General features: G+C 38.3%; 15 protein-coding genes. 6 read left to right on the plus strand and 9 right to left on the minus strand.

Features of this window, described 5'->3' with window-relative positions; translation table 11 throughout:
- Window positions 1-24: 24 nt before the first annotated feature.
- Window positions 25-228 carry a hypothetical protein gene (locus ACM03V_RS19135; RefSeq protein ID WP_414622387.1) on the plus strand — a complete coding sequence of 68 codons (204 nt, stop codon included), beginning with the start codon at window positions 25-27 and terminating at the stop codon, window positions 226-228.
- A gap of 632 nt (window positions 229-860) precedes the next feature.
- Here ACM03V_RS19135 and ACM03V_RS19140 read toward each other — a convergent pair.
- The gene (locus ACM03V_RS19140) at window positions 861-1127 is read right to left on the minus strand and encodes a type II toxin-antitoxin system RelE family toxin (RefSeq protein WP_414622388.1); all 267 of its coding nucleotides are present in this window, start codon (window positions 1125-1127) and stop codon (window positions 861-863) included.
- Entirely contained in the window at window positions 1124-1360 is a 237-nt protein-coding gene (locus ACM03V_RS19145; RefSeq protein WP_414622389.1) for a hypothetical protein, read from the minus strand. The genes ACM03V_RS19140 and ACM03V_RS19145 overlap by 4 nt, the downstream gene beginning before the upstream one ends.
- 338 nt (window positions 1361-1698) lie before the next feature.
- On the opposite strand from ACM03V_RS19145, the gene ACM03V_RS19150 reads away from it, so the two are divergent.
- Window positions 1699-3009, plus strand: coding sequence for a DNA cytosine methyltransferase (locus tag ACM03V_RS19150; RefSeq protein ID WP_414622390.1), 1311 nt, complete (start codon window positions 1699-1701; stop codon window positions 3007-3009).
- A gap of 57 nt (window positions 3010-3066) precedes the next feature.
- Here the strand turns inward: ACM03V_RS19150 and ACM03V_RS19155 are convergent, their stop codons facing one another.
- Window positions 3067-3594 (minus strand): DUF6896 domain-containing protein, encoded by a 528-nt coding sequence (locus ACM03V_RS19155; protein ID WP_414622391.1) that lies wholly within the window; start codon window positions 3592-3594, stop codon window positions 3067-3069.
- 509 nt (window positions 3595-4103) lie between these two features.
- On the opposite strand from ACM03V_RS19155, the gene ACM03V_RS19160 reads away from it, so the two are divergent.
- From ACM03V_RS19160 to ACM03V_RS19175, 4 genes are all read left to right on the plus strand, one after another.
- On the plus strand, window positions 4104-5441 hold the full coding sequence (locus ACM03V_RS19160) for a GTP-binding protein (RefSeq protein WP_414622392.1): 1338 nt from the start codon (window positions 4104-4106) through the stop codon (window positions 5439-5441).
- Window positions 5442-5685: 244 nt separating this feature from the next.
- A complete protein-coding gene (locus ACM03V_RS19165; protein WP_414622393.1) occupies window positions 5686-6294 on the plus strand; it encodes a PAP/fibrillin family protein in 609 nt (202 codons plus the stop codon).
- A gap of 44 nt (window positions 6295-6338) precedes the next feature.
- A complete protein-coding gene (gene sufU, locus ACM03V_RS19170) occupies window positions 6339-6779 on the plus strand; it encodes a Fe-S cluster assembly sulfur transfer protein SufU (protein ID WP_414622394.1) in 441 nt (146 codons plus the stop codon).
- Window positions 6780-6839: 60 nt separating this feature from the next.
- Window positions 6840-9932 carry a pentapeptide repeat-containing protein gene (locus ACM03V_RS19175; protein WP_414622395.1) on the plus strand — a complete coding sequence of 1031 codons (3093 nt, stop codon included), beginning with the start codon at window positions 6840-6842 and terminating at the stop codon, window positions 9930-9932.
- A 323-nt stretch (window positions 9933-10255) separates the two neighbouring features.
- Here ACM03V_RS19175 and ACM03V_RS19180 read toward each other — a convergent pair whose 3' ends face one another.
- The 6 genes from ACM03V_RS19180 to ACM03V_RS19205 form a co-directional block, all read right to left on the minus strand.
- Window positions 10256-11800: a mercuric reductase gene (locus ACM03V_RS19180; protein ID WP_414622396.1), complete on the minus strand. Its 1545-nt coding sequence runs from the start codon at window positions 11798-11800 to the stop codon at window positions 10256-10258.
- A gap of 66 nt (window positions 11801-11866) precedes the next feature.
- Window positions 11867-12556 carry a TVP38/TMEM64 family protein gene (locus tag ACM03V_RS19185; protein ID WP_414622458.1) on the minus strand — a complete coding sequence of 230 codons (690 nt, stop codon included), beginning with the start codon at window positions 12554-12556 and terminating at the stop codon, window positions 11867-11869.
- 189 nt (window positions 12557-12745) lie between these two features.
- Window positions 12746-13450, minus strand: coding sequence for a TVP38/TMEM64 family protein (locus ACM03V_RS19190; RefSeq protein ID WP_414622397.1), 705 nt, complete (start codon window positions 13448-13450; stop codon window positions 12746-12748).
- A gap of 86 nt (window positions 13451-13536) precedes the next feature.
- Window positions 13537-14328, minus strand: coding sequence for a TIGR04283 family arsenosugar biosynthesis glycosyltransferase (locus ACM03V_RS19195; protein ID WP_414622398.1), 792 nt, complete (start codon window positions 14326-14328; stop codon window positions 13537-13539).
- Window positions 14329-14398: 70 nt separating this feature from the next.
- Window positions 14399-14848: a hypothetical protein gene (locus ACM03V_RS19200; protein WP_414622399.1), complete on the minus strand. Its 450-nt coding sequence runs from the start codon at window positions 14846-14848 to the stop codon at window positions 14399-14401.
- A 191-nt stretch (window positions 14849-15039) separates the two neighbouring features.
- Window positions 15040-15582 (minus strand): MarR family winged helix-turn-helix transcriptional regulator, encoded by a 543-nt coding sequence (locus tag ACM03V_RS19205; protein ID WP_414622400.1) that lies wholly within the window; start codon window positions 15580-15582, stop codon window positions 15040-15042.
- Window positions 15583-15599 lie beyond the last annotated feature (17 nt).

Genomic DNA, 15599 nt, shown 5'->3' on the forward strand with positions numbered 1-15599 from the left:
ATTAACATTCAAAAGGGTATAAGTATGGCGATATATGGCACGGCATCCCAAGTCACAGGTTTAGACTTGCTAAGAAGCGATAATCAGCAAACTACTACCTTTGATGGAACCTTCGACGGTGGAAGTATTTTAGCTTCCTTCATGGTTGTAGATGGAACTGTAGATGAAGCAATCAACAACAACGCAGAAGTTTACCTAAATGTTGGGTTTAAAGCCCCGCCGTTTTAGGGCGGCTTTTCTGGTATGCTAAGTATAGTGGAAAGGTAATTAACCACTTAAAAAACCTAGCCGTCGAAAGACAAAGCGCTGAACCTTGAAAATTAAATCTATGCGGATAAAGCTGCATTTTTCTAGTTTCCTCCTAGCAGTGGGTAAAAGATTTATAGGGGCTAGACAAACAGCATTTTGAAACTAATTTGTTTCAAGCTCAACAGGACTCGCAGTCATGCGAATAGGGTAGGGCATACCCAAATTAACGCCCTTAGAGAATCCCACCTCTGGGCTAAACGACGCAAGGAATTTAGTTTAAGTGGTTTCGTTGAGTCAAGAATCCCCGCGCCTTTAGGATGGGGAGTGTCAAACTTCTGGGTTTCCTTCCCGCTTGATTTGACGACATCTTTATATATCTAAAGATTTTGCTTAACTTAACCAAGATAGATCAAAACCTCACCTTTTGTCACCTTTTGATTGAATTGATTATTAATATTTCCGCTCCGATGTTAGTATCTTTTCTTTTCTTCCCTGCTCTGCATACCTCCGCGCAAACCTTCGTTCGGCTTTGCGTTGAAACCTTCGTACTAAAGTCCTCACTAGGAACCTATACTTCTTATATTCTTCTTTAAACAGCAGCAATCAGTTAATTAACTTTTATCTTTATAAATATTGCTACGATGCCCAACTTCGACAACACTAATTAATAAAACATCATCAAAAATATCATATAAAATACGATAATCGCCTACTCGAATACGATAACCGTTTTCTCTACCTTTAAGCTTTTTAACTTTATCTGGACGGGGTTCTATAGCTAACTCATCAATTTTATTTTGTATGCGCTCTTGTAATTCTGATGATAACTTTTTGATTTGTTTAGATGCACTCTTGGAAATTTTAATTTCGTAACTCACGCAACATCCTTTTTCATTCCTGATAACTCTTTCTTAACTTCTTCCCAAGATACAATGCCATTCTTTCGTATATCTTCCTTAGCTTCATCATAAGCTTTCAAATCATCTTCATCTTCCTCATCTTCAATTTTTTTTAGTAATCCAAAAATTTCGTCTAGGGTACTGTCGTATGCTTGATTTAACAGTACATTAATAGCATCAATTATTTGTTTTCTTTCGTTATCGGTTTTCATGTTTATATTTATGACTAAATTAAATTATTTTAATATTATTACTTTACCATCGAATCCCCAAAGCAGTTAGTAGATTGGCTCGCGGTGCATGAAAAATCGAAATATTCAACTAGAAATTAATCTGGGCACCGTAACCCAACATTAAATTGACGACACATAAAATATTTCAAGAAGATTCAAAGCCCACCAGACATCAAAGGGGATTCTTATATTAAAATGATGCAATCGAACACTAGTACTATTGTTGATGCTTTGCGGGAATGAGTGGAGATGGGGTAGATAATTTTGAATTCCTAACTTATAACTCCTAACTGATAATTGATAACTGTTAACTGAAAATGCGTCCTATTGCTGTAGATTTATTTGCGGGTGCGGGGGGGATGACTCTCGGTTTTGAACAAGCTGGTTTTGATGTGCTTGCTGCTGTAGAATTAGATCCGATTCACTGTGCTATTCATGAATTTAATTTTCCGTTTTGGTCTATTTTATGTGCAAGTGTAGAGAATATTTCGGGAAAGAAAATTAGAAGGCGCTCTTTAATTAAAAATAAACCAATCGATGTTGTATTTGGTGGTTCACCTTGTCAAGGATTTTCGATGATTGGGAAACGGGCTTTAGACGATCCCAGAAATGCTTTAGTATTCCATTTTTTACGATTAATTTTAGAGTTACAACCGAAATATTTTGTATTTGAAAATGTACCGGGATTGACTGTAGGAGAACATAGAAAATTTTTATTGGAAGTTATCGAAGAATTTGAAAAAAATGGTTATCAAGTAGAAGCAAATTATCAAGTTCTCAACGCAGCAAATTACGGAGTACCGCAAGATAGAGCCAGATTATTTATTTTAGGATGCCGTCAAGATTTAAAGTTACCAAAATATCCCCAGCCCCTGACAACACCAAAAATATCTAAGAAATCAAAATACATTGTAAATAATTCAGATTTACCCGCAACACCTACAGTTTGGGATGCTCTCGGCGATTTACCAGAAGTGGAAAATTATTCGGAATTAATGGATCGAGATTGGATAATTGCCGAATATGCTAAACCTAGCGATTACAGCAGTAAATTGCGCGGTATTTTAGCAATTGAAAATGACTACTCTTACGAGCGCTTATTTGATAATTATTTTCTAACTTGCAGTACACGTACAAAACATAGTCAGCAATCTATCGAAAGATTTCAAAAAACCGAACCCGGTAAAACCGAACCTGTCAGCCACTTTCATAAATTAGCCAGATATGGTGTTTGTAATACTTTGAGGGCTGGAACAGCTAGTAACCGGGGTGCTTTCACCTCTCCGCGTCCAATTCATCCTATAACCCCAAGATGTATCACCGTTAGGGAAGCAGCACGTTTGCATTCATACCCAGACTGGTTTCGTTTTCATGTCACAAAATGGCATGGATTTCGACAAATAGGAAACTCAGTTCCACCTTTACTAGCTAAGGCGATCGCTACAGAAATTATTCACGCCTTAGAAATAATTCCAGCAAAACCACAGCGAACACGGGAATTAGGCGATGATAGTTTATTGCAACTAAATATGTCTCAAGCTGCTGAAAGATTTGGTGTTGATGAAAATATTATTGAACCCAGGAAAAGGAAGAAAAGGGGGAGACGGGATGAGGAGGTGAGGAAATAACTTTTATTCCCATTACTCCATTACTCCATCATTCTCCTCCCAACTCTTAACTACTTCCTACTCCCTACTCCCTTCATTAAACAACCGCGACAACTGACTTAAAATTCTAGCCCTGCCATCTGTTGAGCTATTTTTTAAACCGTACAAATTAAGTTTAAGTAAAACAACCTCGATAATATTATCTTCCCAAAGATACTCTAATAAATCGCCAACAATATCTTCGTTGTTTTCTTTATTTGTAAGGTCATAAACATCTGTAAAATAATAAATCTGTTCTATGCCTTTTGATTCAAAGTACTGTACGAGTCGCCATGCATCAAATGCTTGTGGATAATCTACGAATCCAGAATGAATATCAACTATAATATAAGATTTTTCCGATTGAAAATAAACGCCAACTCCATGTTTGTCAAACGTCCATTTTTCTTCTTGTAGCGATAATAAACCTTGACGGGGACAATTCGCGGAGAAAGATTTACTTACATTAGGATATATCTGGCGAAATGCTAAATTAAGATTGTTTTGCAGCTCTACAAATTCTGAAATGATTTGTACTGCCTCAGCGCTTTTTATTGACGACTTCATTTACCGTACTCCTAGCCTTGATTTTGCCGATATATAGCCCAGAGAAGCTATTTTCAATAATAATAAGATTTTTTCCTTTTAGCTGTATCTTTAAGAATAATCAAATAATCTTGGGTGATACAAGAAGGCCGTAATTTTCTCCAAAAATCAAACAGGTGCTGCATACCTTATGCTCTGCAACGTCTCTACAATATTTATATATACCATATGTCTTTGCAAAACCGTGCAGGACAATTATTTTATATAATTTTACTAAAAATAACTGATTCTAAAAATATTTTTTATTGTTGTTAGCTGATAAAACCTAAATCAATATTTTCATTAAGTCTAAAATAAGGATTATCTATCAGCTATCAGATCGTAGTTGAAAAACACAGTGGAAAACTTCATTGTTATTCTCAACCAGGGAAAGGTACCGAATTTATAATTGGAATACCACTTTTTCAGTGAGCAGTTACCAGTTATAAATTTATTATTACCGATTACCAATTCCCAATTACCAATTCCCTATGGCTAATAATCAGCAAGAAACTCATTTAAACCGCGCTCGTGCTAGTCTCAGACAGGCTTTGTCATGGTATGGCAATTTGCGTAAACCGGGATTTGATTCTGAGTTAGCGGGTTTGGTTAAGCCGGAAATACAGCTTTTAACCGCTAATTTGAATAAACTCGATTACAACGTGATTCGTATCGCTGCTTTTGGGTTGGTAAGTCGCGGCAAATCGGCGGTTTTGAATGCGCTGATGGGACAAAAGATTTTGGAAACGGGGCCGCTTAATGGTGTTACTCAATACCCGCGCTCTATTCGCTGGAATCCTGGCGGTAAGGTAGAAGTAGAATTAATTGATACTCCTGGTCTAGATGAAATTGCTGGGGAAGCTAGAGGACAAATGGCGCGGGAAGTTACCCGGCAAGCCGATTTAATTTTATTCGTTGTCTCCGGTGATATTACTCGTACCGAATATGAAGCATTGCTTGATTTACGAAAGGCTCAAAAACCGTTAATTTTAGTGTTTAATAAAACGGATTTGTATCCAGATACCGATAAAACAGCGATTTACAAGAATTTACAACAATTAGCTGCGGGTAGCTCGATGAAAAGTTTAAAACCCGACGAAATAGTTATGGTAGCAGCAGAACCCGCACCGATGGAAGTTAGAGTTGAATATGCCGATGGTAAAGAAGATTATGAATGGGAAACTTTACCACCGCAAATAGAGCAGCTTCAACAAACTATTTTGAAAATTCTCAATCGTGAAGGGCGTTCCCTTTTATCGCTTAATGCTTTAGTACAAGCAAGAGATGCTGAAGAATCTATTGCATATAAAACAGTGGAATTGCGAGAAAAAGAAGCAGAAGATTTGATTTGGCAGTATACAAAATATAAAGCATTAGCTGTAGGTTTGAATCCGATCGCCTTCTTTGATATATGTGGGGGAATTGTCGCGGATTTAGCTTTGATTCGCTCCTTATCTCGACTTTATGGTTTACCTATGACGGGTTATAAAGCCGGAAAACTGTTAAAAACTATTATGGTAAGCTCCGGTGGTTTACTTTTAGGGGAATTAGGAAGCAGCTTTCTTTTAGGTTTTGGAAAAAGCGCGATCGCAATCTCTTCCGGTGAAAATCCCATGAATATTACCGGGTTTGCAGCAACCGCCGCCACGCAAGCAGGTATCGCCGGTTACGGCGCTTATTCCGTAGGAAAAGCTGCTCAAGCCTATTTAGAAAAAGGCTGCTCTTGGGGTGAATTAGGCGTTAGTAATGTAATAGAAGAAATATTGCGCGAAGTAGAACCGGATACTATTTTGTATCGTTTGCAGCAAGAATTAGGGAAGAATTGGTAATGGGTAATTCAGCTTAAAATAGTTATGCTCTAAAAATCTTGCACAATATTGCTTTAAGTAAGTAGTCAGGCGTAATTAAATATAAGATAGAGAACCTCACCCTGCCGACCGCTTCCCTCTCCTTACTAAGGAGAGGGATTGAGGGTGAGGTTTTATATTTAATTTGAACCACTTACTTATTACGTTATTGCTGTAATTAAGATTATTGTTTTAAGATGAAAATAAAATCAAGAAAGAGCAAATTTTGAATAACACATCAACACTGAAAGAAAAGCTACAAAGTCTCTTAGAGAAAATTACATCCGAAGATGACTCTCCCGTAACAAATTTGACTTTAGAGCAAAGCTTAGTTGAAGAAATTGAGCAATTAACAATAGAAGTAGAAGGAGTTAACCCCAATCCACAGCCTTTAATTAACGCAACTGCTTTATTAAATGGAAAATGGTTGTTGCAATACTCCACAGCAAGAGAAATCCGTTCTTTATCTTCCCTGCCATTGGGTTTAAAAATTGGTAGAGTTTATCAAGAAATTGATGTTGAAAACAAATCATTTTCTAATCTAGCTTTTGTTAAACATCCTTGGGGATTAGTATCCGGAAGCGTCAAAGTAACAGCAACTTTTGAGCCAGCAGAAGATGAAACCAACAAACGCATCAACGTAAACTTTGATAAAAGATTTCTTTCAATCGAGAAGCTTTTTGGTATTCAAACCCCAAAACTTAATCCATTTAAAGTTGTTCAAGCGAATAATCCTCAAGGTAGAATCCCCACACTTGACGTTACCTACTTAGATGAAACTTTGAGAATTGGCAGAGGAGGAGATGGAAGTTTATTTATTTTGAAACGTGCTTGATTAATTATTTTGTTAGTTATTAATTTAACTTCTAACTTATAACTATGAATACTAATCAACGCCAACGCTACCAACAAGTAATTTTATCCCACGCCAGAAAACCGCAACATAAAGGTAAAACTAATCTCATACATCGCCAAAATCAAGGTGAAAATTCTTTTTGTGGGGATAAAGTTGATTTAACGTTGATGCTGGATGAAACAGAAACAATAATAGAAGATATTAAATTTGAAGGTGCGGGATGCGCTTTATGTTTGGCTTCTGCTGACTTGATGGCAGGTGCTGTTAAAGGTAAAAATGCATCAGAAGCGTTATTAATGGTAGAAGATTTTCGTAAAATGGTGATAGGAGAAACTGAATTTCAAGCACCTTTAGAAAAGCTGAATATTATGCAAAGCGTGGCTAAATTCCCGATGCGGGTTAAATGCGTTACTTTGGCTTGGCATACTTTGAAGGGGGCTTTGGCTGGGGAAGAAAAAATATAAATGTTACAATTTAAGTATTTTTTCGCTACCATCTAAATAATTTTTACGACAAAGCGAGCCATGACAGGAAAGGTGCAGAAATTTCTTACTCAAGATATCTGGGAAGTATTTAAAAAACCAACCAGTGCCACAGAAACAGGTGCAGAAGTAGGTAAAACTGGCTTGGAATTAGTTGTCGCACTGGGTTTGCTTGGCTCTCCACTCGCACCAGCGGGAGTTGCGATCGCATCACTTTCTTGTGTCGGTTTGGCTACAAAGGGAATTAAGTTTTATGTAGATAAGACGCAAGAGCCGCCAACTTTGGAAGAATGCGTGGTAATAACATCTCGGTTGGCTTATTTGGAAAGTCTAGAAAGAATTATTGGCACGATAAAAGGAGAAGATTTACTTAACAAACTTCGAGATGTAAAAGTTTCCGAAGAAATCCAACAACGTACAGACGATTTACAGCTTACCGATACCGAAGCCAGAAAAGCGATTACCTGTTTTCGAGAAACGAAGTTAGCAGATGATTTAAATAGACATTTATCGTTTTACTTAAAAACAGCGGGAATAACTAAACACGAAGCCGATATTATCACCCAGCGAGTTGCTTGGAATACTCAGCGATATCTGAATCAAGCTTTAGCTGAAGTGGGAGATGCTGTTAAATCTTTGTCGGGGATATTTAGCGATGGTTATCGTCAAGAATTAGAAAAATATCATAGTATTGACGATTATTTAGAAAAGCATATTGCAACAAAGCCGAAAGAAAAAGTATTTGCAGAAACTTTTGCTTTCAAAGATATTTACGTACCTTTAAGAGCAAAACCTTTAGATAAAAATGGTGACGAAAACACAGAACAGCAACCCGTTGATTTAGAAAGTTGGGTAAAAGAATTACTGCAAAACCCACACAAAAAAGATAAAGTAATATTTATTCAAGGTGATCCCGGACGCGGTAAAAGTGTATCATGTCGAATGTTTGCCGATTGGGTAAGGCAGAATTTATATCCGATTTGGATTCCGGTTTTAATTCGCTTGCGGGATATAAGAACATTTGAAAAACAGTTTGAAAATACCTTAAAAGCCGCAGTTGATACAGATTTTGCTGTTAATGATCCTGGTTGGTTAACCGATAAGAATATCCGCTATTTGTTTTTACTTGATGGTTTTGATGAATTATTGATGGAAGGAAGAACCACAGGTGCTTTAGAAGAATTTCTCAAACAGGTAGGAAGTTTTCAAGAAAGCTGCAATAGAAACCCCGAAAAAGCTCATCGAGTATTAATAACAGGACGAACCTTGGCATTACAAAGTATTGAAAGAAATATGCCAGAAAACCTGGAAAGAGTCAAAATACTGCCGATGGATGGAGAAGTTCAGCAGCAGTGGTTTCGCAAATGGGAAGCGCAAGTGGGTACAGACGAAATCACCGCTTTCCAGCAGTTTTTGCACGATGATAACTGTCCCGAAAGAGTACGCGAACTAGCACAAGAACCATTATTACTTTATTTGCTCGGAGCAATGTACCGCGATCGCGAATTAACACCACAAACATTTGCTGGAAGTAGCGCCACCCAAGCCAAAATTTTGATTTATCAAAAGTCTTTGGATTGGGTATTAACAAAACAACGTCCGGAATGGTTACAGCAAAAGATAACCGAGCAAGAAACAGAAGGTTTACGCCAAATTCTTACCGAAGCGGGTTTGTGTGTAATCCAGTCTGGTGGGGAATGTGCGCCGATGTCAATGATTGAACAACGTCTTAAAGGAGATCAGACAGCGAAACAGTTTTTGGAAGCAGCAAGGGAACGTATCGGTGATAATCCGCTCAGGAATGCATTAGCTGCTTTTTATCTGCAACCAGGAAGGCAAACGGGTTCGGTAGAGTTCGCACACAAGAGTTTTAGCGAATTTTTATTTGCCGAACGTTTGAAAGAAAGTTTGGAAAGTTGGACGGAACTTGGAAGAAAAGGAAGGGGTTTTCTCATCCAGGAAGAACAGATGCATTGGGAAATTTACGATTTGTTCGGTTACGGTGGCTTGACACCCGAAGTGGTGGAATATTTGATGAGTTTGGTTACAAAAAGTGATGAATTTCGGCCAATTCCACTTCTTCAACGTTTAGATGACTTTTATCAACGCTGGTGTGATGGAGAATTTATTGATGCTTATACAGAAACTTTACCCCAGAAGAAATCGCTACAGCTACACGAGCAAGATATCGAATTAGGACAGCGGCAGGTTGATATTTATACTGGTTTGAACGCGATGATTTTGTTGTTGGAGTTAAATCGTTATGCAAGGGGAAGGGATGATTTGAAGGAGATTGTTTTTTATCCTTCGGGTGTACCACAAGATGCTAGGTTTAGAAACCAACTACTTCGCGTAATTAACTACAGCAATGCTATTAAACTCGGAACTTTTAATAATTTAGTTAAGCTATACCTCAGCGGCGCAGACCTTAGGGGCGCAGACCTCAACTTCGCAAACCTCAGCGGCGCAAACCTCAGCGGCGCAAACCTCAGCGGCGCAGACCTCAGCGGCGCAGACCTTAGGGGCGCAGACCTTAGGGGCGCAGACCTCAACTTCGCAAACCTCAGCCGCGCAAACCTCAGCCGCGCAAACCTCAGCGGCGCAAACCTCAGCAGCGCAGACCTCAGCGGCGCAAAACTCAGCAGCGCAGACCTCAGCGATGCAAACCTCAGCTTCGCAGACCTCAGCAGCACAGACCTCAGCAGCGCAGACCTCAGCAGCGCAGACCTCAGCGGCGCAAACCTCAGCCGCGCAATTCTCAGCCGCGCAATTCTCAGCCGCGCAAACCTCAGCAGCGCAGACCTCAGCCGCGCAATTCTCAGCGGCGCAAACCTCAGCCGCGCAATTCTCAGCGGCGCAAACCTCAGCCGCGCAGACCTCAGCGGCGCAAACCTCAGCCGCGCAATTCTCAGCCGCGCAGACCTTAGCAGCGCATACCTTAGCAGCGCAAACCTCAGCGGCGCAGACCTCAGCGGCGCAATCCTCAGCGGCGCAGACCTTAGCGGCGCAGACCTGGGCAATGAATTTTTAAGAGATATCCGTTGGGATGAAAATACAAATTGGGAAGGTGTACGCGGATTAGAAACGGTAAGGAATGTACCAGAAGCACTAAAGCAACAGTTGGGACTTTCATAATGAGTTGAACATCTCGTAAAAACCACATTCTCGCCTTGAAATCAATTTCAAGGCTAATAAACAAAGTACGTTAAAACGCACTAAAAGTATTACCCAGTCTGATTTATCAGACTTTGCATATGAGCCTGGGAATTTATTCCAAGGCGGATTATGGAAATGAGAGTCATTGCGATGAACCGCACCTGAGCCGCACCTCCGGTGAACAGTGAATGCTTCGCTCCACTCGCAATGACATATTACACTTCCCGCTCCAAAACTACCATACCTCTGTACCTCTTCCCTCCGCGCTCTCCGTGCCTCTGCGGTTTTTTTTCTCCCCATCCTCAAGAAAACTTATTCAAAAATCCCAAAAGCTTCCTCGTACCATCCGTCAATTTAGTCCGCTTATAAGCATCCGCAGCTTTCTTAATTGCTTCCGCTTGGGTAGGATAAGGATGAATTACCCCGCTTAATTTATTCATTCCAATTCCATTGACAATTGCAGTAGTCACCTCAGAAATACTTTCACCAGCGTGGGGAGAAACTATAGTTGCACCAAGAATTTGATCCGTACCTTGCTTCAAATGAATTTTAATAAAGCCTTCGGTTTCCCCATCGGTAATGGCTCTATCTACATCATCGTAGTCTATCTTAATAGTATTAACTTCTAAACCCTTTTCTTTTGCTTCGCTTTCATACATCCCCACATGAGCAATTTCTGGATCTGTAAATGTTACCCAAGGTACGACTAAATCGCTGAGTTTTTTACGTCCCAAACCAAAGGGAGCAAATAAAGCATTTTGAATGACAATCCTTGCTGTCGCATCTGCCATGTGTGTAAATTTTTCGCTTAAGCAAATATCTCCCGCAGCAAAAATCTTCGGATTTGTAGTTACTAAATTATCGTTTACTTTCACCCCTTTACTGTCATATTCAACGCCAACAGCTTCCAAATTCAAACCTTCTACATTGGGAGTTCTTCCCGCACCTACCAAAATTTCATCTACAGTAATAGAACCCTTTATCCCATTGCTGGTATAGTAAATTGTCTTCTCTTCCGAAGTACTTTCTACCCGCTCTATTTGAGAATTTAAAATTAATCCAACTTTTTCTTTTTGAAATACCTTTTGCACAATTTCCGCAGCGTCGCTATCTTCTTTATTCAAAATATGCGAACCCCGATGTAAAATTGTTACTTCACTACCAAAACGGTTGAAAGCCTGCGCTAATTCACAACCGATGGGGCCACCACCAATTATTGCCAAACGTCGCGGTAATTGAGTTAAATTAAATACGGTTTCATTAGTAAGATATCCGGCTTCTTTCATACCGGAAATATCCGGTTGAGTTGCTCTGGCTCCCGTAGCAATTACTGCTTTTTTAAAGTTAAGTTTTTTACCAGCAACTTCAATAGTATCCCCACTAGTAAAACTTGCCGTACCTAAAAATACATCCATCCCAATATTAGAAAAGCGCTCAACCGAATCAACTGGGCTGATATCCGCTCTTATTCGTCGCATACGTTCCATAACTGCGGGAAAATCCACTTCTACCTGTTTGGGAGCTACAACTCCGTATTCTTTTGCATTCCACATTTCACCCACAACACGAGAAGAACGAATTAAACTTTTAGAAGGCACGCAACCGACATTAGTACAATCCCCACCCATCAAATGCTTCTCAATCAATGCAACTTTTAAACCTACACCTAAACCCGCAGCACCCGCAGATGTTACCAAACCCGCAGCACCTGCACCAATTACCACCAAATCGTAACAATCGGCAGGCTCCGGATTTTTGCGATCGTTAGGATGTAAATTCGCAATCAATCTTTGATTGTGTTCATCCATCGGAGGAACAATTACTTTTTCAAACGCTGAATTAGACATAATTAGTTGTTAGTTGTTAGTTGTTAGTTGTTAGTTGGTAATTGGTAATTGGTAATTGATAACTGATTACTGCTCACTGATAGCTGTCGATTCTTCTAAAGCTTTTCTCGCAATTTTGGTTACATATAGAGTAACTGCAACTGTGGCAATAAAACCAATAATACGAATTGCCCAAACGACAGTCGGATTGCTCGGTTGTTCTCCGGTTCCAATTGTGGCGATGTTACCAGCTAAAGAACCCAAATAAACATACATAATGGTTCCGGGAAGAATGCCGATAGTTCCTAAAACATAGTCTTTCAAAGAAACTCCGGTAACGCCATAGGCATAGTTTAATAAGTTAAAGGGAAATACTGGAGAAAGTCTAGTTAATAACACAATTTTTAAACCTTCTTTACCCACAGCACTATCAACTGCGGCAAATTTTTCATTCCCAGCAATCTTCTTTGCAACCCAACCCCTGGCTATATATCGTCCAACCAAGAAAGCTGCGATCGCGCCAATTGTTGCACCGATAAAAACGTATACAGAACCTAGAAAAACATCAAAAACTACCCCCGCACCCAAAGTTAAAATAGAGCCTGGTAAAAAAGCAACGGTAGCGACAATGTAAAGTAATATGAAGGCAATTCCACCCACTGCACCTTGTTCATTAATCCATTCCAAAGCATTTTTTAGCCAGAGTTGAGGACTAAAACCTTGTGTATTATTTACATCTTGAGCGAAAGCCGGATTTGCATTTAACAGAATCACCATACTAAATGCAATTACAGCAAATAGACTAAACCGAGAAATTTTATTCATTTTTTTAGTTATTAGTTATTAGCTATTAGCTACTAGTTGTTGGTTGTTAGAACTTATGCGTTAGAAATTAGTTAATAATTCCAATCGCTAATCCTGCATTTCAAATTCCCCATGCCCAATCCCAAATGCCCCATATTATAATTAATTCGTACTTTCTTCCAAAGCTTTTTTCGCTACTTTAGAAATATAAAAAGTTGCAAAAACTGTAGCTATTAATCCAACTCCTTGTAACAACAATTGGATAAATTGTGTTTCCGGATTTTTTGGAATAGATGGGTTTTTCATCGCAATATCACCTATCAACGAACCCATGTAAACATACATTGCAGTTCCTGGAATCATCCCAACAGAGCCTAAAATATAATCTTTTAGAGAGACTTGGGTAACTCCGAAAGCATAATTTAATAAATTAAACGGAAAGATAGGAGATAATCGAGTTAAAAAAACTATTTTTAATCCATTTTTTGCAACTGCTTTATCTATCGCTTTAAAATTAGGTTTATTACCTATTTGCTTGCATACCCAATCGCGAGATATATAACGTCCAACCAAAAATGCAAATGTTGCTCCTATAGTTGCAGCAATCAAAACATATATTGAACCCCACAGAAAACCAAACAAACAGCCACCTTTTAAAGTTAACAAGGAACCTGGAATAAACAGTAATGTTGCAAGATTGTAGATAACTATGAATGCAATTGGCGCTAACCAACCAAGACTATCTACCCACAATAAAGATTTACTAAAAAGCGCTTGTAAATTAAAATGATTGCCAATAATAATTAGAATCGTAATAAAGCAACCTATCAATATTGGTTTAACAAAATGTTTGTACTGGTTTTTCATGTAAATGCCAATTTTGGCTGCTATTTTAAAAGTTGTAAGCTGTTAAAGGTCAAAATTATAAATTCCTAACTCTTAATTCCTATTTCTTAACTTAAATCATCAACCTGAGAATCGCGATTATGCTTAATTAGTTTTTCCCCACGATACCAGCTACGAATTCTTTGGGGTGAAACTCCTAGAAAATAAGCAATAATTACAATTTGATTTATTAAAGTAGTTTGCAAAATTCCTTTTTTCAGCCAGCGACGCGGTGAAGTGATGACTGGTACTGGAATGAAAGTAATTTTACCTAAGCTTTTTAAATTGCGTATTAGTTCAAAGTCTTCCATAATAGGCAATTCTGGAAAACCGCCAATATCATTAAATTTATCTTTAGTCATAAAAATAGCTTGATCGCCGTAAGGCATATTAAACCATTTTGAACGTAATTTTACTCCCCATTCGATCAATCGCAAACCTGGTTGTGTTGCATTGATTCGCAAAGCAAAGGCACCCGCTACTGTTAACGGTTGTTGCATTGCGGTACGAATCATCGCATCGAAATCGGCAGGTAAAACTGTATCGGCATGAAGAAACAGCAAAATATCACCCGTCGCATTCTTTGCACCCGCATTCATTTGACGAGCGCGATTTTGATAACCCGTTATAACTTTTACACCTAAAGATTCTACGATATCAACAGTATTATCTTTAGAACCACCATCGACTACAATAACTTCTACATTCGTGCTAATTTGAGTACTACTTAAAGTAGCTTGAATATTTTTTGATTCATTAAGAGTAGGAATAATAATCGAAATTTTAGCCGTAGCTATGCTTCTATTGCCATTTCCCCAAAGCAAATATTTTTCTTTTTTCAGAGTATCTTGATACATCATTTTAGTAAATACATGAACAAATTATCAATAAAATGCCAATATAAGGCTACATATCGCTAACGTCAAAAATTTATTTACAGATTTTTAGCCAAAAAGCTGCTGTTATTCCCCAAATACAGTTGAAAAATATGACAAATATTGGCGTAAGACTTCCTAATTCAACACCCATTATTCCTTTATTAGCTTTCAGAGGAAACACAACAAAAAGTTGAATTAAAGTTGGTAACAAACTCAAAAAAACACCTTTATACAGATATTTTCTTGGGAAGAAAGGTAAAAGAAACACAAAACCCCAAATTCCACCCCAAACAATCCGAGGATATAGCCAAGATGCCGTCAAAGTAAAAGCAATTTGCACGTTAAATAGTGCTGTTATTCCAGCTAAACCGAACAGCCAAACCGCAATAGAATTAACAAATCCGCCAAGACAGCCAGAAGCAAAGGTAAAACTTAAATTTCTGGCAATAATTTTAGCAATATCTTTCTTTTGCTTGGGAGTTGATATTGTACTGTTTTTCATTATTTATAATTAAGATGCACAACTAATCTATGATTCATTATGAATTACAATCCTGAAAATAAGATGAGTCTGCTATTAGAAATTGATGAATCGGCAAAATATAATACAAAGTTTACTAAAATACTTATCATTTAAAAACTCTGCGTTCCTTTGCGCTTTCCTTTACATCCCTCTGCGTTTCAAAAAAATTATCAATCTTTTTCCTCCCAATCTTCCACCCTTTCCCTACAACCTGGCAACGGACATTTATGAATATCACAAAAACGACAAATATATTCTTCTTGAATTTCAGTATTACTATATTCCCATGCCATTTTAGATAAAAAACTCAATAACAATTGCTGCTCCTCTTTGTTCAATGGCTTAAGTAATTTTGATACAGCCTCAATCTTAGCCTGCTGAATTTTATCAAACATCGCTTTTCCATCTGAGGTAAGCTGTAGATGAACAGAACGACGGTCATTTCCTTGATGACGCTCCACCAAATTTTGATTTACCAGACGCTTTACCAACCTAGCTGCACCAGATTGAGAAAGCTGTAAATACTGTCCTAATAAATCTACTGTAATTTTAGGATAGCGCTCAATAATCACTAGTGCAGCCGGGAAAGAAGCCGTATTTCCCGTAGTTTGCTCAGCAGCTTTTTGGATACTGTCGGAAATGGCGATCGCACTTGCTCCGATTAAATTTATCAGTTGTGAATTCATTACTAATTTATTATATGATTGAGTCATGTATTTCTGTTTTTTAA

This window comes from Calothrix sp. CCY 0018, from assembly GCF_963920925.1.
Classification (GTDB): domain Bacteria; phylum Cyanobacteriota; class Cyanobacteriia; order Cyanobacteriales; family Nostocaceae; genus Rivularia.